Source organism: Pelomonas sp. KK5 (genome assembly GCF_001984095.1).
In the GTDB taxonomy this organism is placed as follows: domain Bacteria; phylum Pseudomonadota; class Gammaproteobacteria; order Burkholderiales; family Burkholderiaceae_C; genus KK5.
The window spans coordinates 1-23420 of the sequence record NZ_LYVQ01000029.1; the positions used below are offsets into that span (position 1 = coordinate 1).

General features: G+C 66.3%; 20 protein-coding genes, 1 tRNA gene and 1 pseudogene. 11 read left to right on the forward strand and 11 right to left on the reverse strand.

From position 1 onward, the window contains the following. Positions 1–734 (reverse strand): DUF1631 family protein (locus B0W88_RS06425; protein ID WP_144006638.1); only part of this gene is annotated, 734 nt, incomplete at its 3' end. Between the two features lie 153 nt (positions 735–887). Further along, positions 888–1340: a large conductance mechanosensitive channel protein MscL gene (mscL, locus tag B0W88_RS06430; RefSeq protein WP_077033834.1), complete on the reverse strand. Its 453-nt coding sequence runs from the start codon at positions 1338–1340 to the stop codon at positions 888–890. A 207-nt stretch (positions 1341–1547) separates the two neighbouring features. Between mscL and petA the strand changes: the two genes are divergently transcribed. The 5 genes from petA (at position 1548) to B0W88_RS06455 (ending at position 5796) form a co-directional block, all read left to right on the forward strand. Next, the gene (gene petA, locus B0W88_RS06435; protein WP_077033835.1) at positions 1548–2144 is read left to right on the forward strand and encodes a ubiquinol-cytochrome c reductase iron-sulfur subunit; all 597 of its coding nucleotides are present in this window, start codon (positions 1548–1550) and stop codon (positions 2142–2144) included. 47 nt (positions 2145–2191) lie between these two features. Next, positions 2192–3625, forward strand: coding sequence for a cytochrome bc complex cytochrome b subunit (locus tag B0W88_RS06440; protein WP_077033836.1), 1434 nt, complete (start codon positions 2192–2194; stop codon positions 3623–3625). A 25-nt stretch (positions 3626–3650) separates the two neighbouring features. Beyond that, positions 3651–4430 carry a cytochrome c1 gene (locus B0W88_RS06445; RefSeq protein WP_077033837.1) on the forward strand — a complete coding sequence of 260 codons (780 nt, stop codon included), beginning with the start codon at positions 3651–3653 and terminating at the stop codon, positions 4428–4430. Between the two features lie 161 nt (positions 4431–4591). Next, entirely contained in the window at positions 4592–5209 is a 618-nt protein-coding gene (locus B0W88_RS06450; RefSeq protein ID WP_077033838.1) for a glutathione S-transferase N-terminal domain-containing protein, read from the forward strand. Between the two features lie 5 nt (positions 5210–5214). After that, positions 5215–5796, forward strand: coding sequence for a ClpXP protease specificity-enhancing factor (locus B0W88_RS06455; RefSeq protein ID WP_077033839.1), 582 nt, complete (start codon positions 5215–5217; stop codon positions 5794–5796). An 86-nt stretch (positions 5797–5882) separates the two neighbouring features. Here B0W88_RS06455 and rbsD read toward each other — a convergent pair whose 3' ends face one another. From rbsD to B0W88_RS06485, 6 genes are read right to left on the reverse strand one after another with little or no spacing between them, the layout of a single operon-like run. Then, positions 5883–6281: a D-ribose pyranase gene (gene rbsD, locus B0W88_RS06460; protein WP_077033840.1), complete on the reverse strand. Its 399-nt coding sequence runs from the start codon at positions 6279–6281 to the stop codon at positions 5883–5885. After that, the gene (gene rbsK / locus B0W88_RS06465) at positions 6278–7264 is read right to left on the reverse strand and encodes a ribokinase (RefSeq protein ID WP_077033841.1); all 987 of its coding nucleotides are present in this window, start codon (positions 7262–7264) and stop codon (positions 6278–6280) included. The genes rbsD and rbsK overlap by 4 nt, the downstream gene beginning before the upstream one ends. Positions 7265–7266: 2 nt before the next feature. Continuing rightward, complete coding sequence (locus B0W88_RS06470) at positions 7267–8289, reverse strand: LacI family DNA-binding transcriptional regulator (protein WP_077033842.1); 1023 nt, start codon at positions 8287–8289, stop codon at positions 7267–7269. Positions 8290–8307: 18 nt separating this feature from the next. Continuing rightward, positions 8308–9300 (reverse strand): ABC transporter permease, encoded by a 993-nt coding sequence (locus tag B0W88_RS06475; protein ID WP_144006643.1) that lies wholly within the window; start codon positions 9298–9300, stop codon positions 8308–8310. 28 nt (positions 9301–9328) lie between these two features. After that, positions 9329–10867, reverse strand: a complete 1539-nt coding sequence (locus tag B0W88_RS06480) for a sugar ABC transporter ATP-binding protein (RefSeq protein ID WP_077033844.1) — start codon at positions 10865–10867, stop codon at positions 9329–9331. A 19-nt stretch (positions 10868–10886) separates the two neighbouring features. Next, positions 10887–11831, reverse strand: a complete 945-nt coding sequence (locus tag B0W88_RS06485) for a sugar ABC transporter substrate-binding protein (protein ID WP_077033866.1) — start codon at positions 11829–11831, stop codon at positions 10887–10889. Between the two features lie 223 nt (positions 11832–12054). Between B0W88_RS06485 and B0W88_RS06490 the strand changes: the two genes are divergently transcribed. From B0W88_RS06490 to B0W88_RS06505, 4 genes and pseudogenes are all read left to right on the forward strand, one after another. Beyond that, positions 12055–12130 (forward strand) — tRNA-Thr (locus B0W88_RS06490). Between the two features lie 155 nt (positions 12131–12285). After that, positions 12286–12459, forward strand: a pseudogene (locus tag B0W88_RS35305) (DUF6538 domain-containing protein); the annotation flags it as partial. A gap of 87 nt (positions 12460–12546) precedes the next feature. Continuing rightward, positions 12547–13638: a tyrosine recombinase XerC gene (xerC, locus tag B0W88_RS06495; RefSeq protein ID WP_158080809.1), complete on the forward strand. Its 1092-nt coding sequence runs from the start codon at positions 12547–12549 to the stop codon at positions 13636–13638. A gap of 361 nt (positions 13639–13999) precedes the next feature. Next, positions 14000–14935 (forward strand): hypothetical protein, encoded by a 936-nt coding sequence (locus B0W88_RS06505; protein ID WP_077033847.1) that lies wholly within the window; start codon positions 14000–14002, stop codon positions 14933–14935. 68 nt (positions 14936–15003) lie between these two features. Here B0W88_RS06505 and B0W88_RS06510 read toward each other — a convergent pair whose 3' ends face one another. Beyond that, on the reverse strand, positions 15004–15597 hold the full coding sequence (locus tag B0W88_RS06510) for a recombinase family protein (protein ID WP_077033848.1): 594 nt from the start codon (positions 15595–15597) through the stop codon (positions 15004–15006). A 203-nt stretch (positions 15598–15800) separates the two neighbouring features. Between B0W88_RS06510 and B0W88_RS32905 the strand changes: the two genes are divergently transcribed. Both B0W88_RS32905 and B0W88_RS32910 read left to right on the forward strand, forming a co-directional pair. Then, positions 15801–16508 carry a hypothetical protein gene (locus tag B0W88_RS32905; protein WP_144006641.1) on the forward strand — a complete coding sequence of 236 codons (708 nt, stop codon included), beginning with the start codon at positions 15801–15803 and terminating at the stop codon, positions 16506–16508. Between the two features lie 490 nt (positions 16509–16998). Continuing rightward, positions 16999–17460: a hypothetical protein gene (locus B0W88_RS32910; RefSeq protein ID WP_158080810.1), complete on the forward strand. Its 462-nt coding sequence runs from the start codon at positions 16999–17001 to the stop codon at positions 17458–17460. A 425-nt stretch (positions 17461–17885) separates the two neighbouring features. Here the strand turns inward: B0W88_RS32910 and B0W88_RS06520 are convergent, their stop codons facing one another. After that, positions 17886–18260: a hypothetical protein gene (locus B0W88_RS06520; protein ID WP_077033850.1), complete on the reverse strand. Its 375-nt coding sequence runs from the start codon at positions 18258–18260 to the stop codon at positions 17886–17888. Between the two features lie 811 nt (positions 18261–19071). Continuing rightward, positions 19072–23418, reverse strand: coding sequence for a response regulator (locus tag B0W88_RS06530; protein ID WP_077033852.1), 4347 nt, complete (start codon positions 23416–23418; stop codon positions 19072–19074). Positions 23419–23420 lie beyond the last annotated feature (2 nt).

Consider the following 23420-nt stretch of genomic DNA (forward strand, 5'->3'; position numbering starts at 1 on the left):
CCGCCATGCTGGCTGTGCGGTCCCGCCTCGCTCTCGCCGCCGCGCATGCTGTGGCCCGACATCGAATTGGCCCCGCCGCGCGAATCGCCATGGCCGGCGCTGCCGCGCACGCGCAGGTCCTGCGGGCGCAGGCCGCGGCTGCGGAACATCTCGGCGATGTCGGCATAGCAGGCGCGCATTTCCTGGGCCAGCGCGCGGGTGAGCTCGTCGGTCAGGGTTTCGCGGGCCTGCGGGTCTTCGGTGACGGCCTGCACGCCTTCCAGCAGCGCCTGGCCGATCAGTTCGGGCCGCAGCGGGTTGCGGCCGCCGGCGGAGAGGCCGCCGACATAGGACTCCACCTCGCGCAGCTCCCACTCGCTCTGGTGGCCGATGGCCAGGCCGATGCGGTCGGCCGCGACCAGCGCGTCCACCGCGTCGTCGTCCATCAGCGAAAGCTCGGTCCACTGGGCCTTGGCGGCCTTGCCGGGGGCGGCGCGTGGCGCCTCGCCGGTCGACTGCTCGCCGGCCACCTGGGTGCGCAGGCTCTGGTGGAAGCGCAGCGCGAACTGGCTCTGTTGCTGGCGGAACACGAATTGCGCGGCCAGCAGCGCGTCGCGTCGCTTGATCTGCCCGGCCGAGAGTGCCGACAGCCCCAAGCCTTCCGCGCAGCGCTCCGCGGCCTGCTCGGCGGCAGTGCGCACGCGCTGCAGCGCGGCTTCGAGGTGCGGATTCAGTCTGGACTCGGGCGCATTCATCTCACGCAGGGCCGGGAAACACGGGGGATTGACACCCGATGAAGTATCGCCCCAAAGCCTCGCAGACACGGGCAAGCCGAGCGCCGCGCCGGGTCTCGTGCTGCCAACTAGCTAACGCTGCAGCGCAGCGAAACCTTTGCTTACTGCCGGAAATCAGGGCCGGCGGGCCAGCGAGTCGCGGATCTCGCGCAGCAGCACGATGTCTTCCGGCGGGGCCGGCGGCTCGCTCGGCGCCGGCGGCGGCACGTGCTCGACGCTGCGCTTGACCTTGTTGATCTCGCGGATCATGACAAAGATCACGAAGGCCAGGATGACGAAGTTCAGCAGGATGGTCAGGAAGTTGCCGTAGGCGAACAGCGGCACGCCGGCCTTGGTCAGCGCCTCGTAGGTCTCCGGCCCCTTGAAGTCGGCCGGCGCGGCGCCGAGCTTGATGAAGTAGTTGCTGAAGTCGAGGCCCCCGACCACCTTGCCGACCAGCGGCATGATCAGATCCTTGACCGCCGAGTCGACGATCTTGCCGAAGGCGCCGCCGATGATGACGCCGACCGCCAGGTCCATCACATTGCCCTTGACGGCGAATTCCTTGAACTCGGAAGCAAATCCCATGGTGTCTCCGTTGAAGCTGGGCGTTAGGCCCAGGTGCAGCGGGCCATTTGAACGGCTGTGCGATGGCAAAACAACGACTGTCGCGCCCTGGGTGCAGCCCATGGTTCTGCCCGATGGGGTACGTCATGCCTTGCCGCTATAGTCGCCGGTTGCTCCCGAATCTCGCATCACCTGAAATAAGACCTCTGTAACCAGGCTAGGAACTTCATGAGTGACCACCAAGTGGACCAAGGCAAGCGCACCTGGCTGATTGCCACCAGTTGCGCTGGCGCCGTCGGTGGCGTTGCCACCGCAGTGCCCTTCGTCAGCACGTTTGCGCCGTCCGAGCGCGCCAAGGCGGCCGGCGCGCCGGTGGAGGCGGACATCTCCGGCCTGAAGCCCGGCGAAAAGATGACCGTCGAATGGCGCGGCAAGCCGGTGTGGATCCTGCGCCGCACGCCCGAGCAGATCGCCGAGCTGCCCAAGCTCGACGCCCAGCTGGCCGACCCGGAATCCAAGCGCACCGCCTACCCGATCCCGGCCTATGCCAAGAACGAAGGCCGCTCGATCAAGCCCGAGTACCTGGTGGTCATCGGCATCTGCACCCACCTGGGCTGCTCGCCCAGCGACAAGTTCGTCGCCGGCCCGCAGGCCTCGCTGCCCAACGACTGGGCGGGCGGCTTCCTCTGCCCCTGCCACGGCTCGACCTTCGACCTGGCCGGCCGCGTCTTCAAGAACAAGCCCGCGCCGGACAACCTCGAGGTGCCGCCGCACATGTACCTGTCCGACACCCGCCTTCTGATCGGCGAGGACAAGAAGGCCTGAGAACGGCCCGCGGTAGGACGACAAGCACAACGAGATAGAGGCAACACATGGCTGCTGAATTCAAGGAAGCTCCCGCCGGCGCATCGGCCGGCACGCGCTTGATGACCTGGGTGGACAACCGCTTCCCGGCATCGAAGATGTACAAGGAGCACATGTCGGAGTACTACGCTCCGAAGAACTTCAACTGGTGGTACATCTTCGGCTCGCTGGCCCTGCTGGTGCTGGTGATCCAGGTGGTCACCGGCATCTTCCTGGTGATGCACTACAAGCCGGACGCGACGCTCAATGCCTCCGGCATCCCGATCGCGTTCGCGTCGGTCGAGTACATCATGCGGGACGTGCCCTCGGGCTGGCTGATCCGCAACATGCACAGCACGGGCGCCTCGTGCTTCTTCCTGGTCGTGTACCTGCACATGTTCCGGGGCATGATCTACGGCTCCTACCGCAAGCCGCGCGAGCTGGTCTGGATCTTCGGCTGCGCGATCTTCCTGTGCCTGATGGCCGAGGCCTTCATGGGCTACCTGCTGCCCTGGGGCCAGATGAGCTACTGGGGCGCCCAGGTGATCGTCAACCTGTTCAGCGCCGTGCCCTACATCGGCCCGGACCTGGCCCTGCTGATCCGCGGAGACTACGTCGTCGGCGACGCCACGCTGAACCGCTTCTTCAGCTTCCACGTGATCGCGGTGCCGCTGGTGCTGATCGGCCTGGTGGTGGCGCACATCATCGCGCTGCACGAGGTGGGTTCCAACAACCCCGACGGCGTCGAGATCAAGGGCCCGAAGACCCCGAAGGACGCGAACGGCCACTCGGTGGACGGCATCCCCTTCCACCCGTACTACACGGTCCACGACCTGTACGGCACCTGCCTGTTCCTGATGGTGTTCTGCGCCATCGTCTTCTTCGCGCCGGAGATGGGCGGCTACTTCCTGGAAGCCAACAACTTCATCCCCGCCGATCCGCTGAAGACGCCGCTGCACATCGCGCCGGTCTGGTACTTCACGCCCTTCTACTCGATGCTGCGCGCCACGACCGACGTGATGGTCAACGTGCTGTCCGGCATCATCGGCATCGCCGCGGTGGTGGGCGTGCTCAAGGGCCGCTTCTCCGGCGCCGCCAAGGTCGGGCTGCTGGTGATCGCCGCCGTCGCCGTGTTCCTGCTCAAGACCTACGACGCCAAGTTCTGGGGCGTGGTGGTGATGGGCGGCGCGGTCGTGATCCTGTTCTTCCTGCCCTGGCTGGACCACAGCCCGGTCAAGTCGATCCGCTACCGCCCCGACTGGCACCTGTACCTGTACGTCGTCTTCGTCCTGTACTTCCTGGTGCTCGGCTACCTGGGCATCCAGCCGCCGACCGAGGCCGGCACGATCGTCTCGCAGATCGGCACCCTGTTCTACTTCGGCTTCTTCCTGCTGATGCCGTGGTGGAGCCAGCTGGGCAAGTTCAAGACGCCGCCCGATCGCATCACCTTCCACGCCCACTGATCGATCGACGACCGGAGTGAAAAGAATGACGAAGAAATTCATCGCCACGCTGCTGATCGGTCTGGGCCTGCTGGGGCTGCAGGGCGGTGCGCAGGCCAACGAAGGCGGCGCGCCCTGGGACAAGTTCCCCACCTACAAGATGGAGGACATGGCGGCCCTGCAGAACGGCGCGAAGCTGTTCGTGAACTACTGCCTGAACTGCCACCAGGCCTCGTTCATGCGCTACAACCGCCTGCACGATATCGGCCTGACCGACCAGCAGATCAAGGACAACATGCTGTTCTCGGGCGGCAAGGTCGGCGACCTGATGCGCACGACGCTGGACCCGAAGCAGGCCAAGGAATGGTTCGGCGCGGTGCCGCCTGACCTGTCCGTGATCGCCCGCTCGCGTTCCGGCGAGCGCGGCTCGGGCGCCGACTACCTCTACACCTACCTGCGCACCTTCTACCGCGACGAGACCAAGGCCACCGGCTGGAACAACGTCGCCTTCCCCAGCGTGGCGATGCCGCATGTGCTGTGGGAACTGCAGGGCGTGCGGGTGCCGAAGATCGAGGAAATCGAGGATCCGCACGAGCACGGCCTGAAGACGCACGTGATCACCGGCTTCGATCAGGTGACTCCGGGTAAAATGACGCCCCGCCAGTTCGACGACGCAGTCGGCGACCTGGTCGCCTACCTCCAGTGGATGGGCGAGCCGGCTCAGAGCGAGCGCTTCCGCCTCGGCGTGATCGTGCTGCTGTTCCTGTCGGTGCTGACCGTCTTTGCGTGGCGCCTGAATGCTGCCTACTGGAAAGACGTCAAGTAAACCGCGTTGAATAACGCTCCGTCTCGACGGAGCGCCCCCCGAAGCGCAGTGGGACGCTCGCCGAGCCTCCCGCTGCGTTTGCTTTTTGGAAGGCGTTTAGTTCACACTCTCGCCTTTGCCCTGTTTCACCTGTTCTGTCTGTCTCTCGGGAGCTCGCCGCCATGATGGTGCTTTATTCTGGAACCACCTGCCCTTACTCGCACCGTTGCCGCTTCGTGCTGTTCGAAAAGGGCATGGACTTTGAAATCCGCGATGTCGACCTCTTCGCCAAGCCCGAAGACATCGCCCTGATGAACCCGTACAACGAGGTGCCCATCCTCGTCGAGCGCGACCTGATCCTGTATGAGTCGCACATCATCAACGAGTACATCGACGAGCGCTTCCCGCACCCGCAGCTGATGCCCGGCGACCCGGTCGCCCGCGCCCGCGTGCGCCTGTTCCTGCTGAACTTCGAGAAGGAACTGTTCGCCCACGTCAACGTGCTGGAAGGCCGCAGTATGGCCGTCAAGGCCACCGACAAGCAGCTCGAGAAGGCCCGCGCCCAGATCCGTGACCGCCTGACCCAGCTGGCGCCGATCTTCCTGAAGAACAAGTACATGCTCGGCGACGACTTCTCGATGCTGGACGTGGCCATCGCCCCGCTGCTGTGGCGCCTGGACTACTACGGCATCGACATGTCCAAGAACGCGCTGCCGCTGCTGAAGTACGCCGAGCGCATCTTCTCGCGCCCGGCCTACATCGAGGCGCTGACGCCGTCCGAAAAGGTCATGCGCAAGTAAGCGGCATGGACCAGACCACGGGAAGCGGTGGCGCCGCGTCGACCTCGACGCGGCCCTACCTGATCCGCGCGCTGCACGACTGGTGCACCGACAACGGCTTCACGCCCTATATCGCGGTCCACGTCGACCGTTCGGTGCAGGTGCCGATGGAGTACGTCAGCAACAACGAGATCGTGCTGAACGTCGGTTTCGACGCCACCAGCGGGCTGGACCTCGGCAACGAGTTCATCCAGTTCAAGGCCCGCTTCGGCGGGGTGGCGCGCGAGATCATCGTGCCGGTCGACCATGTCGTGGCGATCTACGCGCGCGAGAACGGCCAGGGCATGGCCTTCCCGGCGCCCGAGGCCCAGCCGGGCGGCGGCGCGGCAGCGGAGGCGACGACGACGGCCAGCGCAGCGCCGGTTGCGGCCGTGCAGGCGCCCTCGCAGCCGCGCCCGGCCACGCCGCTGCGCGGCCTGCGGCTGGCGCCGAACCCGGACGCGCCGTCGGAGGCGCCGGAGGCCCAGCCCGACACCGGGCCGGGCGACGACGAGCCGGACGGCCCGGGCTCCGGCGGTGGCCGGCCCTCGCTGAAGCGCGTCAAGTAGCCGGGAAGAACCCCGCGCCAGGCCGCACTGGATCAGGCACCTCCTGCCTGGCCAGCGCGGCCTTTCTTTTTGTCATCGAGCCTGCTTCAGAACGCCACGCCGGCGCACAGGACGATGTTCGCGTAGGGCGTGCATTCGCCGGAGCGCACCACGGCCCGGGCCCGCAGGCTCACGCGCTTGAGTTCCTCGTGCGACACGCGCTCCGGCTGCACCGGCAGGAGCCCATGGCACCAGGCGGGAAGCGCCGTGCTGCCCTGCTCAGGACCGGCCTCCGTCGCAATCAGCGCACGCTCGACCTGCAGTTCCGCCAGCACCGCCTTCAGCACCTCCGCCACCCGCGGCACGCCGGGTGTGAGCGCGAGGTCGATGCGCAGCGGCCCGGCGGGAATGGGCAGGCCGGCATCGGCGATGACCAGCATGTCGCCATGGCCCATGCTCGCGATGACCTGGGACAGCTCGGCATGCAGCAGGGCGGTTCGTTTCATGGACGGGTCCAGTCGCTGGGAAGAAGGGAAAGATGGGGAAGTGGAGCGCTGCGCAGCACCGCCTCGCGCCGCGGGATCGACGGCTGGGCGCCGGCCTGCTGGACGCACAGGGCGCCCGCGCGAATGCCTTGGCGCACGGCGTCGTCCAGCGAGGCGCCGCTCGCGAGCTCGGTGGCGAGGGCACCCAGGAAGGTATCGCCCGCAGCGGTCGTGTCGACCGCCCGGACGGCGGGCGCCGGGTGGTGGCGCTCGCCGGCGGCATCGATCGCGACGGCGCCCTGAGCGCCGAGCGTCACCACGACGCGACGCACGCCACGCGCGTGCAGCGCGCGGCCGGCCGCCGCGGCCTGCTCGGGCGCATCGGCGCTCAGGCCGGTGAGCGCGTGCGCCTCGACCTCGTTGAGCACCAGCGTGTCGATCATCGGCCACAGCGCCTCGGCGATCGGCTGCACCGGCGAGGGGTTGAGCAGCACCGGGCAGCCGGCCTCGTGCGCGGCCATGATGGCGAGTTCAACCTGCGCCATCGGGCTCTCGAACTGGGTCACGAGGAAGGCGGCGCCGGCGAGCTGCGCGCGCAGTTCGCTCGCGTCGAGCTGCAGTCCGCCATTGGCGCCGCCGATGATGACGATGCGGTTCTGCCCGTTGTCCTCGACCAGGATCAGCGCGGTGCCGGTCGGTAGCGTCGTGTCGGTGCGAAGGGCGCTGGTGTCGATGCCGTCGCGCGCGAGCGCGTCGCGCATGGCGCGCCCGTGGTCGTCGTCGCCCACGCAGCCGATCATCAGCACGCGTGCGCCCTGGCGCGCGCAGCTCACTGCCTGGTTGGCGCCCTTGCCGCCGGGAACGGCGCTGATCGAGCGGCCGACGCAGGTCTCGCCGGCCACCGGCGCCGTGGCGACGCGCAGCACCAGATCCATGTTGAGGCTGCCGAGCACGACGATGTGCGGCGCGGGCGGGCGGGCAGAAGTGTCGCGGTCTTGTTCCATTGCTAGCGGGACTTGCGGGCGGTCGAGGCGCGCACATGCAGTTCGGGTTGGAGCACCACCTTGCGCGGGTCGCGCCGGCGGCCGGCGATCCGTTCGAGCAGCATGTCCACCGCGAGGGTGCCCATGCGGCGCTTGGGCTGGGCCACGGTGGTGAGCGCCGGGCTGGTGTAGGTGGCAAGCTCGATGTCGTCGAAGCCCACCAGGGACAGGTCGTCGGGCACCCGCACGCCGCTCTCGTAGGCGGCGCGCAAGGCGCCGATCGCCATCAGGTCGTTGCAGACGAACACGGCGGAAGGCAGCTCGTCCGGCCCGGCGCGGAGGATGGCGTGCATCGCTTCATAGCCGCCCTGGCTGGTGAAGCCGCCGCGCCACAGCAGCGCATCGGCCTCGCCGCTCTCGGGCGTGCAGCCGTTCTCGGCCAGCGCGACCCGCCAGCCGGCGATGCGCTGCTCGCTCGGAGCCACGCCGGCCGGCCCGCCGATGCAGGCGATGCGCCGGTGCCCCAGCGACACCAGGTGTCGCACCGCATCCATGGCGCCCTGCATGTGGGCGGTCTCGACCAGGTCGCAGCGGGGCTCGGCGATCTCGCGGTCGAGCAGCACGATGGGCACCTTCAGGCCGTCGAGCTGGCGGGCCAGCGTCTCGTCGTTGCCGGTGGAGACGACGATCAGGCCGTCGATGCGGCGCTCGGTCAGCACCTGCAGGTAGACCCGCTGGCGATGGGGATCGTCGTCGGTGTTGCACAGCACCAGCGTGTAGCCGGCGCCGAAACAGCGCTCCTCGACCACCCGCACGATCTCGGCGAAGTAGGGGTTGGAGCTGTTCGGGATCAGCATGCCCAGCGTCGACGTGGTGTTGCTCTTGAGGCTACGCGCCATCGCGTTGGGCACGTAGCCGAGCTCGCGGATCGCGCTCTGCACGCGCTCGCGCCCGCCGGCGCTGACCGGCCGCGTGCCGTTGACGACGTGCGAGACGGTGGTGACCGACACGCCGGCGTGCCGCGCGACGTCCTTGATGGTGGTCATGCTGCGGGGCGCTCCTGCTCAGGCAGCCTTGCGTTCGGCGCGACGCTGGCGCAGCGTGTCGATGATCACCGCCACGACGATCACCGCGCCGGTGATGATGCGCTTGCTGGGCTCGCTGGCGCCGACCTGCGCCAGGCCGGCCTCGAGCACCGCGATGATCAGCACGCCGAAGAAGGTGCTGATGACCGAGCCGCGCCCGCCCATCAGGCTGGTGCCGCCGATGACCACCGCCGCGATCACCTGCAGCTCGACGCCCACGCCCGAGTTGGGGTCCGCCGCCTCGAGCCGCGCCGCCTGCATCAGCCCCGCGAGGCCCGCCAGCAGGCCTGTCAGCGCGAACACCACGATGCGGATCGGCCGCGGGTCGACGCCCGCCAGCCGGATCGCTTCCTCGTTGGTGCCGATGCCCACCACATAGCGGCCGAACACCGTGTGCGACAGCACCAGCTGGCCCACGATCACCAGCACCAGCGCGAGCAGGAAGGCGGCCGAGATGCCGCCGATCCAGGGCGCGGCCAGCCCCGCGATGGCATTGCCCACGTACTGGGTGCGCGAGTCGGTCACCAGGTAGGCGCCGCCGCGCACGGCTTCCAGCATGCCCAGCGAGACGATGAAGCTCGGCAGCCGCCAGGCCACCGAGATGGCGCCGGTCGTCGCGCCGCAGACCAGGCCGGTCGCCAGGCCGAGCAGCGTGGCCAGCGGCACCGGCACGTGCCACTGAAGGATGGCCGCGGCGGTCACGGCCGCGCTGAGCGCGAGCACCGAGCCGACCGACAGGTCGATGCCCGCGATGATCAGCACGAAGGTCATCCCGACCGCCATCACGGCCAGCGCCGGGATCTCGTTGGCGATGGTGACGAAGGTCTCGCGCGTCAGGAAGTATTCGCTGAGGCTGCCGAACAGGCCGACCATGCCGGCCAGCACGACGATCAGACCGATGTAGGTGCCGAACTGTCCGAGCAGCGAGCCGCTGCCGGGCGAACGGGGGGAGGAGGGTGAAGCAACAGGCATCGTGGACATGGCATCAATGAAGTTGGGTTCAGTGAGAGGGGGCGCTGCTGGCGCCTTCGCCGAAGGCCGCGGCCAGGATCGATTGCGTGTCCCAGTCGCCGCGCTCGAACACGGCCACCAGGCGGCCGGCGCGCATGACGCCGATGCGATCGCACATGGCCATCAGTTCGCGCAGGTCGCTGGAGACCATCAGCAGCGCCTTGCCTTCGTCGGCCATGCGGTCCAGCTCGGCATAGAGGTCGGCGCGGGCGCCCACATCGACGCCGCGCGTGGGCTCGTCCAGCAGCAGCACCTTGCATTCGCGGTGCAGCCAGCGCGCGAACACCACCTTCTGCTGGTTGCCGCCGCTGAGCGTGGCCACGCTCTGTTCCTCGTCGCGTGAGCGGATGCGCAGCGTCTGCACCAGCCGCCGCGCGATGGCGCGCTCGGCGCCGCCGCGCAGCCAGCCCAGGCGCGAGATCGAGCCGAGGTCGCTGAGCGTGGCGTTGATGCGGATCGAGCGGGGCAGCAGCAGGCCCTGCGACTTGCGGTCCTCCGTCACCAGGCCGATGCCGGCGCGCGCGGCCTGCATCGGCGAGCGCCAGCGGCCCGCCTCCGGCTGCCGCGCGGCGGGCCAGTGCAGCTCGATCGCGCCCTGGTCGGCCCGGTCGGCGCCGAACAGCAGCCGGATCAGCTCGGTGCGGCCCGATCCCACCAGGCCGGCGATGCCCATGATCTCGCCGGCGCGCAGCTCCAGGTCCACGCCGTGGACCGCCCGGCCGCGGCCGATGCCGCGCGCGCTCAGCATGCGCGCCCCGGCCACGCGGCGCGGCCGGCCGTCATGCTCGTGCACCGCGCGGCCGACCATGCGCTCCACCAGCTCGGACTCGCGCACGCCGGCCATGGGCCTCACGTCGACCAGCCGGCCGTCGCGCAGCACGGCCACCCGGTCGGCGATGCGCTGCAGTTCCTCCAGCCGGTGCGAGACGTAGATGATGCCCACGCCGCGCGCCTTCAGCAGGGCGATCTGCTCGAACAGGTGCTCGGTCTCGCGGGCCGTCAGCATGGCGGTGGGCTCGTCGAGGATCAGCACCCGGGTGTCGTCGAGCAGGTTGCGCGCGATCTCCACCATCTGCTGCTGGCCGACGCCCAGCCGCGCCACCGGCACGGCCGGGTCGATGTGCGACAGGCCGATCTTGGCCAGTTGCACCCGGGCCGCCTCGTGCAGCGCGGTGCGGTCCAGCCAGCCCAGGCGCCGGGGCAGGCGATCGAGCAGGAGGTTCTCCGCCACCGACAGCGTGGGCACCAGGCCGAGTTCCTGCAGCACCATGCGCACGCCGCGGGCCTCGGCCTCGCGGCGCGAGCCCGGCAGGAAGGGCTCGCCGGCCAGCGCCATCGTGCCCCGCGTGGGCGCGGCGAGGCCGCAGACGATCTTGGAGAGGGTGCTCTTGCCGGCACCGTTCTCGCCGGTCAGCGCAAGCACCTCGCCACGCTCCAGCGTGAGGTTCACGCCGTCGAGCGCGGTCGTGGCGTAGTCCTTGCCGATGTCATGAAGCGCCAGCAGGGGCGCGGCGGTGTCCGTGGGCATGGCGGGTGCTGCGGAGGACTTACTTGGTGACCAGGACCACGTCGGTCTTGATCTCGGCGGGCATGTCCGACTGGCTCTTCTTGTCGGCGATCGCCTTCAGCGCCGTCTCGATGCCGAACACGGCCTGCTTGGCGCCGAACTGGTCGGCCGTGGCGAGCATGCGGCCATCGGCCAGCATCGGCTTGACGGCGGCGATGTTGTCGTAGCCCACCACCTGCACCTTGCCGGTCTTGCCCGCGGCCTTCACGGCGGCGATGGCGCCCAGCGCCATGCTGTCGTTGCCGGCCAGCAGGGCCTTCAGGTCGGGGTGTTCGCGCATCATGCCCGCGGCCACCGTGTTGCCCTTGTCGATCTCCCACTGGCCGGACTGCACGCCCACCACCTGGGCGCCCGCGGCCGTCATCGCATCCTGGAAGCCCAGCGTCCGTTGCTGCGCATTGAAGGTGGTGGACACGCCTTCGATGATGCCGACCTTGTCGCCGGACTTCAGGCTCTTGGCGAGGAAGTCGCCCACCAGCTTGGCGCCGGCGCGGTTGTCGGGGCCCACGAACGGCACCTGGATGTTCTTCTCCTTCAGGGCGGCGGCGTCCAGGCGGTTGTCGATATTGACCACGACGATGCCCTTGTCGATCGCGGTCTTGATGACCGGCACCAGCGCCTTGGAGTCGGCCGGTGCGATCACCAGCGCATTGACCTTCTGCGCCACCATCTGCTCGACCATCTTGATCTGCGCCGCGGTGTCGGTCTCGTCCTTGATGCCGTTGGTCACCAGCGTGTACTTGCCCGCATTGGCCTTCTGGTGCGCCTTGGCCCCGTCTTCCATCGTGCGGAAGAACTCGTTGGCCAGCGACTTCATCACCAGGGCCACCTTGGGCTTGTCCTGCGCCAGGGCGGGTGACCCGACGAGAGTGCCCAGGAGGGCCAGGGCCGCGGTGGTCTGGGCGGTACGGCGGGTGAGCTTCATCATGCATGTCTCCTGTGTTTGTGGGAAAGGGACCAACACCGATCGCTTGGTCCGCGGTGCATCGTAGTGAGCCGAAGCGCAATGCGCAAACGTTTGCGCCTGCGTTTTTTCGGTATTTACCCGAAGTTATCCCTAGCACTTCCGCGCGGCCGGGCGTCCCGCTCGGCCTGCCGCCCGCTGCGGGCAGCCCGTTTTGGTTTGCCCCTACAATGCGCTTCCTTCAGCCGGCTTAGCTCAGTTGGTAGAGCAACCGCCTTGTAAGCGGTAGGTCATCAGTTCGAATCCGATAGCCGGCACCATTAATTCAGAGATAGTCCTTGTAAATCAAGGGCTTAGATTCAAAAGAGACGGGAGAGTGTGCTACTAACTGTGCTCCAGGTGTGCCACAAGGGCGCTTCTGGGGACTCATTGGGCATGCTCCTTGATCCTCTATCTCACCCGTTCCCTGAGCCTCATGGCTAAACACCTCTACCTGAGGGGTGGTACGTACCAATTCCGCTTGCGTGTCCCCAGCGACTTAGCTGAGCGGTATCCCTCCCCCGTCATTCGACAGTCTCTCAAGACTGCTGATCCCCAGGTGGCCGTCAAACTCGCGGGGGAACTGCACAGACAGTTTCAGTCCTCGTTCGTGGCTATGCGGGCGAATGCCTCCCTGGTGCCTACTGCTGTCGTGAAGTCAGCCCAGGCCTTGGCCGACTCCTTGCCGCCCTTGGACATGGACACGAGCTACTTTGAGGATCGGTATCAGGCCTACGTGAAGGCCAAGCGCATTCCTCCTGATGTGCTGGAGCAGAACCCGGACATGGTGAAGGAGGGGCATTACCTGACCCCTACGGAGCAGAAGGCCCTAGCCATCCTGCGCACCCCTGAGGATGCCCAGGGGCAGCCCCGTCTGAGTGATGCCCTGGCGATCTACCTTGCCACGCACCAGAACACGGCCAATAAGAGGGCCACGGACAGGGCTGCGCGGGACTGGGGGCATCTGGTGTCCTTAGCTGGCGACATTCCCGTGCTGGCGCTGGTCCGTGAGCATGCCCGTAGCTATGTCGTTCAGCGAACCGCCAAGGGCTCCAAGACCGCCACTGTCCGAAGGGCTGTGAACACGGTGAATGCAGTGCTCAACGTGGCGATCCGTGAACTGGACATTAAGGGTGCCATCAACCCCTTCGCCGCAGTCCTGATCCCGAACGAGGGCAGGGACACCAAGGATGTCAAAACCCCTTCGGCCCGTGAGCTACGAGAGGTGTTGGAGGCCCATAGGGATGACCGTAGTACCCCCGCCCTCCTGATCCGCTTGCAACTGGCCACCGGGGCACGTATTGCTGAAGTGGCAGGCCTGGGGGTGGGCGATGTGGTGTTGTCCGGTGATACGCCGTACATCAAATTCCAGGTGCACCCATGGCGGCCCCTGAAGAACGCTCATAGCGTGCGCAATGTTCCCCTGGTGGGTGATGCCCTTGAGGCTGCTAGGCATGCCCTGGACACCGCTATGAGCCTCCCAGGCGGCACGGGCACGCGCACCTCCAACTTCCCCCTGTTCCCTCAATACGCTCGGAATGCCAACGGCGGGGCTACCGCATCGGCCACGGTGAACAAGCGCCTGAGCCCCTGGGCGTTCAACTCCCACGGCTTCCGCCACGGCATGAAGGATGTGCTCCGGGAGGTGGGTTGCCCCGAACCCATCCAGAAGGCCATTCAGGGCCACGCAGGGGACGGCATCAGCGCAGGCTATGGCGAGGGCTACAGCCGCCGCATGAAGGCCGAATGGCTCACCAAGGCCATGGCGCACATTGAGGGGGCGCTGTGATGCTCAAGCAATGTCTGTCTGAGGGCTGGGTACCCGTGGACGTGGCTATGGCCCCAAAGCACGCTCATGTGCTGGTGGTCGGCTTCCCTGGCGATGATCCGGCCTTCGGGGAGTGCTACGAGGTGGCAAAGCTGCTTGACCGCTGGCCTGAAGCTCCCGGTGATGCCTGGGTGCTCGCCAACGATGATCGTCTGCCGCTGTGGTTCACGCCTACGCATTGGCGATCCCTGATTCCGCCTGACGCCTAACCCCTGATTCCATGGGGCTTCCGAGCCCCTTGCTATGCAATTTGCACCCCAAGGGAATGCATAGGGCTCTCTAGGCTCCGTGGTTCTCTTGAGCATTTCACTCTCAAGATTCGATGGACAACGCAAGACTTCAGGCCCTAGAGACGCAATGGGCCTCCCTCCCGGCGTCTTCACGCATCCCCAGGCCCCCAGGGGTTCTCGCGCTCAAGTCCCTGACGCTGATCCCTTCGGTGTTCCAGTGCAGGCCTGAGGCCAACGCGAAGACTGGGGTGACTGAAGGGGGCAGGCTTCACCTCGCCGGGCTCACGCGAGTCCTCAAGGATTCCCCGGATGACGAGCTAGACCCGGTGACGGTCCTGAGCATCGGGAGTAAGAACATCCTCGTTGACGGCCATCACAGGGTTGCGGCGTACAGGGCTGCCCAGCGCTCAACGATCCCGGTCATCTACTTCAATGATCCCGAGGGGCCTAGGGCCGCTGTGCTGGGCGTGGGTCAGGTCAACCGCAAGACCAAGCTCTCCATGTCCACTGCTGAACGCACTCAATGGGCCTGGGAGCTAGTCAAGGCCGGGGGCTTCACCAAGGCTGAGGTAAGCGCTGGCGCTGGCGTGAGTGATCGCACGGTAGGCACGATGCGCATGGTTCTCAGGGGCCTCAATGATGAGGGGGCAGAGGTGCCAGCCTTCTGGCTAGATGCTCGCCCAGGGCGTGAGGGGTTCGATCATGAATCCGCCGCCAAGCAGGCTCAGGAGTGGGCACGCAGGTTCTCCGAAGTCCTAGGCCCCGCCAAGACCTTCACCTCCACGGGAAAGAAGGCGATGCTGGCCGACGCCCTGATGCTTTGGAGTCCCAGGATTGCCGAAGAACTGGTGGCACTGTTGGCTGAGGACATGGACATGACCGCCAAGGTACAGGAGCTTCACGCCCAGAAGCTGGATGAGCTAGCCGGGGAGGCTCTAGACACCCTGGTCTACACCAAGGCCAGGGAACTGATCGAAAGGGGTGAGTACACGGCCCCAGGGCCTGACGGTGGTGCTCTCGACTTCTAAGGCCCATCCTTCTCGTGAAGAAGCCGCTGGGACATGAACTTAGATTTCTTGTCTTGTGTTTTGTCACCTCAGGTCCGATCCCGGATGCTGATCACCGTGGCGCGGCTAATGGTGCGGCCCTTTGGCTCCGAGAAACGACGGGCGACTTCGGACACCGAGACACCCTGCGCCAGCAGTGAGCGAATCTCATCCTGCTCCTCGGGGCTAGTCTTCGATGGTCGGCCCATGTGCTTACCTTCGGCCCTGGCTCGCGCCTGACCGGCCTGGGTGCGCTCAATGATCAGGTCTCGTTCGAAGTCGGCTACGGCAGCCAACATCTTCACCATCAGCGCCCCGGCGGAGGATGTCAGGTCCAGGTTTCCAAGCTGAAGGACGACCAAGCGGATACCACGTTCGATGAACAGGTTCACCGTCTGCTGAACGTCGATGCTGTCCCGGCCAATGCGATCCAACTTGGTGACGATCAGCGTGTCGCCGTCCTCCATACGATCCAGGAGCTTCTGAAAGCCTTGTCGCTGTGATGCTGGAACGGACCCCGACACCTGTTCCTCCACGAAGCGCCGAGCATCGACCTTGTATCCCGCTGCCGTGATCTGCTCGCGCTGGTTCTCGGTCAACTGTTCGACTGTGGAGACGCGGGCATAGGCAAAGACTCGGGACATGGCTGGCACTCAATGTGTTGGAAACTGGTGTCAGTATCTGAGGATATGTTGATATTGTCAATGCCCTATGTTTCCAACACTAGATGGCGCAGTGTTAGAAAGCGGCCACTTCCTCACAGGCATCGCAATTGCCGGGCTTATGACGTACTCATGCACGCATAAGGGCTGTACCCGAGCAGAACAACGACTGCTATGCTGCATAGTTGAACCTCACTCACACCAAAAGCACCGTGGCCCTTCACCTAAACGTCCCAAAAGACGCACAACTTAAGCTGGCACTCTTGGCCGGTCTTTCTGACGCGGGCTTCAGCGAACTGCTTGAGTTCATGCAATCGAGGGCGCAGGAGTTTGGGGCTTTAGGAAACCTCCGCGATGCTGCTGCCGAATTGAAAGTCTGCAGCGCCGAGGCAGCAGACATTGCTCAGGCAATTTTCCCTGTGGTGATGTCTCACATAGCAGACGGCGAGAAGCCGAGTGATGTGACCAATGCGTTGCTTGCGTCAATTAAGGCCAACACGGGTCGGACGTTTCTGACGTCTGCAAAAGAACTCGCGCTTTTGAAGCAGCGCCTACTGCTTGTGCTTTCCAACGATGAAATCGGGATCAAAGCAAAGGCAATTTCTCTGACCACGGAGCGGCCAGCGTTGTTGCAAGAGGTCAAGATCATTTCTGACATTCGCCCGGTTTTCGGCATTGGTAAGGGCAAAAGCGAGAAAATAGAGGCTTGCTCAATAATGCACACATTGGTCTTGAAAAGCTATCAAGACGGTGAATACAAGAGTCAATTCATTGCGCTGGACGCGAATGATCTTATTGCGCTGAAGAATGTTGTAGAACGGGCAAGTGCCAAGGAGACTGCAATGGAGTCATTCATAGCAGCCGCCAAAGTATCCAGAATTACGGTCAAGTAATCGGAGAAACAATGGCCCAAGATCTTTATGATTTCGAGTTCTACCAACAAACCAATTGGTCAGAGCCGGATGTATCAAATTGGCCTGCTCCGCGCACGCCACTAAATCAGCAGAAAACTCATATTCGCCGACAGCCTCCCGTTAAGCGTGTCCGCATTGTTAGCGCCCCCCAAAAAATGGAGTGGCTGCAAAACCAAGAAAGCGTGGACGTGAAGAGGGAATTCCGAAAGCTAAGGACAGCCCTTGATTCCAGGATGGGTCCAGCCGGGTTGTTACGCGATCGACTCTTCTCCCCCGAGTATGCTGCAATAATTGGCCTCGGGCCTAGGGTTGTACCAGTACTGCTCAAGGAATTGCAGAAGTCCGTGGAGCCTTGGTTTTGGGCACTAAAGGCTATAACTAGAATAGACCCCGCGCAGGATGTAGCGCCTGGGGATTTCGGAACAATCGCTGAATGCTGGGTGGAATGGGGCAAGAAAAACAAACTCCTGTGAAGGAGAGCTTCACGCTTCGCAAGAAGATCAATGAATGGTTTCCCGACGGTACGAAGAATCTAGCCTCACTTTCAATTACCAGCCCGATTGACTGGAAATACAATTGTGTTGCTTGGGCCGTCGGATTGAACAATACATGGCTTGAACCTTCCCCCGCCGGCTCCTGGCCAGTGGCTCACGCAGGTTCGTCCATAGACGCGTACGCGGTCATGTTCAATCACTATGGCTTTGTCGATGCAGCGGACGGAAAAAAAGAAAAGGGCCTAGAGAAAATTGTCATCTACGGTGATTCGGCCGGCAATTTCCTTCATGTAGCTCGGCAACTCGAAAATGGCAAGTGGACCTCGAAGCTGGGTGGCGAAAGCGATATAACGCACGCTACGCCTCAGACGTTGGCTGGCAAAATCTACGGAACGCCATTGAAGTACATGGCGCGACCAAAGCAAAAGGCTTCCTGAGCGAAGCCAATAGACCCAGATGTGTGCGCCTTGAATGGCGCTGTAGTTGCCCATGCCTTCGGGGAATAGCCAAATGTCGTGCTCTTATTCCCGAAGGCGATGAGGCGCGATGAACTAGTCGGCGGACACCCATCCGTGTCCAGCACCTTCACGCCCGTAGTCGCGTCGCTCCGTAGGCTTTTCGATTCTGTTCGCCAAAGTACCCCCCTGCGTCCGCCACCCCTCCCGCCTTCAAAAAGTCGGCTAAAGGTTGAACCGCTGTTGTTGTTGTTCGACCTTCGCGGTGAGTGCGTCGCCTGGGGAAAACGAAACGGTTCCGGCAAGTACCCCCTGGGGGTGCCGGGGACGCTCGCTGCGGAAGACCGGGGACCTGTTTCCCATGGCGATGACCCCCCAGGGGGCGCTCTGGTGGCAAATCCGGCCGTTCACTCGATTGGGGCAACGAATCGGTCATCCGGCTTGCCCCACTGGACATGCCAAGCGTCACCAGTCTTCTGATCCAGAAGAATGAAGGTGTAAATGTTCCTCGTCGGATACAGCGTGAAGCGCCCGGGCTCTCCTCCCGATGCAAGCGCCTTCTGGCTGAGTACGTCCGTAAGCCGATGGGACTTGTCCCCCCACTGCACTTGCCAGATGCGTCCATCGCGCGTGTCCAGCTTCAAGAAGGTGTATGTGTTGCGAGTGCTGAACAGGCGGTAAGGGGCGCTTGCGTCTTGCGTCGGCTCGACAAAGACCTCCTGAGCCAATGCGATGGATGCGAACAAAAGAGCAGCTACAGCGATGGCGAACGCTCGTTTCATGTCCTTCTCCTCATTGCCCTGTCAGCCGAGATTGTCAGTCTAGAGTCGGGGTCTACATCCGCCCGCTGAGCCTTCGCCGCGAGGTAGTCTGCCTTCGTGACACGCCGGGGAGGTGGGGTGATGGTCGGCTCAATCCAGGCTTGGGCTGTGCTGGTCGGCTGTTCCGGTTCCGTTGGGCGTGGGGGCTGGGCCAAGGGCGGGCTAGCCTTGGTCTTCTTCAGATCGCTGCCTAGATTGCTTAGGACGCCGCCGTGGCGCTCAGACGCCCAGAGCAGACCCAAGGAAAGCGTGAAGGCACCGCCCAAGCCGAGACCTATGGGCGCATCAGGGACGTAGTGGTGCAGCGCCAAGATGCCTCCGCCGAGCGCGACCAGGAAGTAGGGCAGGACGAGCCATCCGACAGTCAGCACGATGGCGAGACCCCCTAGCGCCAGTGGAATCAAGGCGAAAAAGATCAGAGCTTCAAACACGGCACTCCCTGTGCATCTAGTTGTTGGTCTGTCAGTTTCGCCCGGAGCTGCCGGGGCACGGGGCGTCTTGGGGTCAGGGTTTGCCAGGGCCTCGTTCGATGCCGGCCTGTACCACACGAAAGAGCACAAGTCGGTATCTGTCAGCCGAGGATGCGGCCTACGGGCTGCCCTTGTCCGTGCTACTCGGTGTGCTACAGACTGTGCTACATTGGCGACTCGGGCACTCTCTCGCCCTTATGAATCAATGACTTGCAGGTGTTGCTCTAGGAACCTAATCCGATAGCCGGCACCAGGAATCGATATCGCAAGGCCCCGTGGCGCAAGCCCCGGGGCCTTTCATTTCATGGCGCCAGCGCCTTCAGCGCCCGCTCGAAATCGAAGTCCCCCAGCGCCCGGTTCACGTCTTCGAGGCGCTGTCTCAGCGCCGGATCGCGCGCCCGCTCGAGCAGCGCCTCGGCCAGCTCGCCGGCATCGACCTCGCCCTCGGCCAGCATGCCGGCCAGGCGTTCGAGCTCGGTGTCGCCCGGCGGCGGATCGCTGGTGACGCGGGCGGTGGCTGCTTCATCTGCAAGGTCCGCCAGGCCGGCCAGCACCGGCGCCAGGGTCTCCAGCAGTTCCGCCAGCGGCGCCGCCAACAACGCCGGATCGCCCCCGGGCGCCGCGGCCGTCTCCAGCCGCCCGGCCACTTCGGCCACGCCCATCGCCCCGATGCTGGCCGCCGTCCCGCGCAGCGTGTGGGCCAGGCGCTGGGCCGCCTGCGGATCGCCGGCATCGGCGCGGGCGGCAGCGAACTCGGCCTCGAAGCGCGCCGCCGGGCCATTGCGGAACTTGTGCAGCAGGCGTTGGTACAGCTCCGCCTTGCCGCCCGCCGTGGCCAGGCCGCGGCGGGTGTCGATGCCGGGCAGGGTGGCGGCCGCCGAGGGCTTCACCCAGCGCGCGATCGTCGCGAACATCGTGTCCACGTCCAGGGGCTTGGGCACATGGTCCACCATGCCGGCCGCCAGGGCCTTCTCGCGGTCGCCGGCCATCGCATTGGCCGTCATCGCGATGACCGGCAGGCGCTGCCAGGCGGGGTTGCCGCGGATGCGCTCGGTGGCGGTGTAGCCGTCCATCACCGGCATCTGGCAGTCCATCAGGATGCCGTCGAAGGCGGCGTCGCGGGCCAGCAGGTCCAGCGCCTCCTGGCCATTGGATGCGCAGACGACGGTGATGCCCGCATCGCGCAGCAGGTCCAGCGCCAGCTCCTGGTTCAGCTCGTTGTCCTCGACCAGCAGCAGCCGCGCGCCGGCCAGTTGCCGCACGGCCTCGGCCTGGCTGCCGGCCTTCTCGGAGGCGCGCGTCTCCACCAGCCGCGTGATGCCCAGCGCCTCGCCCACGGCCTCCAGTAGCGTGGACGCGGTGACCGGCTTGGTCAGCACCACGCGGGGCCGCACGCCGCGCTGCTCGGCGGCGCCCAGCGCGTCCTCGCGCCCGTAGGCGGTGACCATGATGATGGTGGGCGCGCGGCTCAGGTGGGCCTCGCCGAGGCGCTGCATGGTCTCCACGCCGTCCATGCCCGGCATGCGCCAGTCCATCAGGATCACGTCGTAGGGCAGCGCGCGGCGGTCGGCGTCGGCGGTCATGCGCAGCGCCTCGGCGCCTTCGCGGGCCACGTCCACCTCCAGGCCGAAGCTGTGCGCCATGCCGGACAGGATCTCCCGCGCCGAGGCGTTGTCGTCCACCACCAGCACGCGGGTGCCCAGCAGCTCGTCGGCCCGCACCATGCGCCGCGGGCGCGGCTCGGCCTGCACGCCGAAACGGGCGACGAAGTGGAAGGTGGAGCCGCTGCCTGGCGTGCTCTCCACCCAGATGCGCCCCTGCATCGCCTCGACCAGGTTCTTGGAGATCGCCAGGCCCAGGCCCGTGCCGCCGTAGCGGCGGGTGGTCGAGGCGTCAGCCTGGGCGAAGCTCTGGAACAGGCGGCCGCATTGCTCCGGCGTCATGCCGATGCCGGTGTCGCGCACCTGGAAGTGCAGCTCGGCCTGCTGGCCGTCCGACGAGGCCAGCGCGATGCTCAGCACGACCTCCCCGCGCTCGGTGAACTTGACCGCGTTGCTGCCCAGGTTGACCAGCACCTGGCCCAGCCGCAGCGCGTCGCCGCGCAGCGCGGTCGGCACCTCGGCGTCCACGCGGAACAGCAGCTCCAGCCCCTTGTCGTCGGCCTTCAGCCCGACCAGGTTGGCCAGGTGGTCCAGCACGTCCTCGAGGCGGAAGTCCGCCGTCTCCAGCGCCAGCTTGCCGGCCTCGATCTTCGAGAAGTCCAGGATGTCGTTGATGATGCCCAGCAGGTTCTCGCCGGAGCGGTGCACCTTCTCGATGTAGTTGCGCTGCTTCTTGTCCAGCGGCGTCTGCAGGGCCAGGTGCGACATGCCGATGATCGCGTTCATCGGCGTGCGGATCTCGTGGCTCATGTTGGCCAGGAACTCGCTCTTGGCGCGGGTGGCCTCCTCGGCGGCCTCCTTGGCGCGGGCCATCTCGTCCTGCAGCAGCTTGCGCTCGGTGATGTCCTGGTGGATGCCCACCATGCGCAGCGCGCGGCCCTGGGCGTCGCGCTCGGTGGCGCGGCCCAGCGAGAGGATCCAGCGCCAGTCGCCGGCCTTGTTGCGCAGGCGGAACTGGGCCTCGTACTCGGCCAGCTCGGGGTCTTCGATGCAGTGGATGAAGTGCTGTTCGGCGCTCGCGGCGTCGTCCGGATGCAGCAGGCGGCGCCAGGCCGCCGCGGCGCTGCCGTGCTCGTCCAGCACCTCGTCCAGCGTGTAGCCGAGCATGCCGGCCCAGATCTCGCTCACGCGGCTGAAGCTCGCCGGCACGTCCCAGTCCCACAGGCCCAGCTTGCCGCCGCGCAGCGCGAAGTCGAGCCGCTCGGCGCTGTCGGCCAGCTCGCGCTTGGCGGCCAGCCGCGCGCTGACGTCGCGCACCGAGGCGCAGACGCAGTCGCCACGCCCGCCCAGCGCCGGCAGCCGCGACAGGCCCACGTCCACCGGGAACAGCGTGCCGTCCTTGCGCAGGCCCTGCAGCACCTCGTCGCGGGCCGTCATCGCCCGCGTGCCGCCCTCGCGCATGAAGCCCTGGCGCCGCTGCGGATGGCCCGGGCGCGCGTGCTCGGGCACCAGGCGTTCGATCGGCTGGCCGATCAGCTCGCCGTGGGCGTAGCCGAACATCTGTTCCAGCTGGCGGTTGACCATCTGGATCAGGCCCTGGCCGTCGGCGATCAGCAGGCCGTCGGGTGCGGCCTCGATGATGCCGCGGTACCAGCTCTCGGTGGCCTGGACCGCGGCGGTCTGTGCTTCCAGCTCCAGCGATTGCCGCTGCGTTTCCTCCAGCAGGCGGTTCGAGCGCGAGGCCCGCTCGAGGATCTCCAGGTTCATCGCCAGCACCGGCGCCAGCCCGTCCAGCAGGCTCTGCAGCAGCGGGCCGAAAGCCTCCGTCGTGGCCAGCTCCAGCACGCCCAGCAGGCGCTCGCCGCGCAGCAGTGGCAGCAGCACGATGGCCCGCGGCGGGCCTTCGCCCAGGGCGCTGCCGACCGGCAGGTAGCCGGGCGGCGGCTCGTGCAGGGCGATCGTCGTGCGCTCCAGCGCGCACTGGCCCGCCAGGCCTTCGCCGAGGCCGATCGGTCGTTCCAGCAGCGCCTGCTGGCCGCGATGCGCGTAGCCGCCCAGCAGGCGCAGTTGCTGCGAGTCCTCGTCGCAGGCAAACAGCAGGCCCCGGCCGATGCCGGCGACGCCGGCCAGCTGGCTGAACAGGCTGCCCGCCAGCTCCGTGTGGGAAGCGGCGCTCTGCAGCGCGCCGGAGATCTGGGCCAGCTGGGTCTTGAGCCAGTTCTGGCTGTCGCGCTGCTGCGCCACCTGCTGCAGCACCTGGACCGAGCGGGACAGCCGGCCCAGCTCGTTGCCGTAGTCCTGGTGCGGCACTTCCACCGTCAGCTGGCCCTGCGCCAGCTGCTCCACCGCGTGCCGCAGCCGTTCCTGCGGCTGCCGGATCGCCGTCGCCGCGACGCCGGCCGCCAGCGCACCCAGCAGCAGGCCGCCGACCAGCAGGGCCAGCGACTGCTGGCGCGTCTGGCCGGCCAGCACGGCGGACTGCTCCATGTCCTCGCGCGCGCCGCGCTCCTTGGCCTCGACGACGGCCTGCATGCGCCCGCGCACCGCGTCGCCATCGGTGCGGAACGCACGCGAGGAGACCATCGCCCGCGCCCGCTCGACCTCCCCGCGCGCCAGCATCGCCAGCGCCGCATCCACATTGGCCTTGTACTTGCCGTAGGCGTCCTCGAAGCGGATCAGGTCGGCGCGGGCCTCCGGCCGGAACACGCGGGGGCGCAGCTCGGCGAGGTCGCGGCGCAGCCGCTGGTCCAGCTCGGCGACCCGGTAGACGGCAAGCTCGCGGTCGCTGGGCAGGTCGGCGATCAGGGCCTGGCGCAGCTCGCGGCCCATGGTCAGGTAGTCGGCCTGCACGTCCTTGGCGTTGCTGATGCCCACCAGGTCGCGCTCGTACAGCTGCTGCTGGCGCTCCAGCAGGGCGCGCTGGGTGAGCAGGTCGTTCAGGCCCAGGCCCAGGGCCACCGCCAGCAGCACGGCGAAGCCCAGCAGCAGCAGGCTGGGCAGGCTGCGGCGTTCCAGCCAGGGCAGCAGGCCGTTGCGCGGGCTCCTCATCG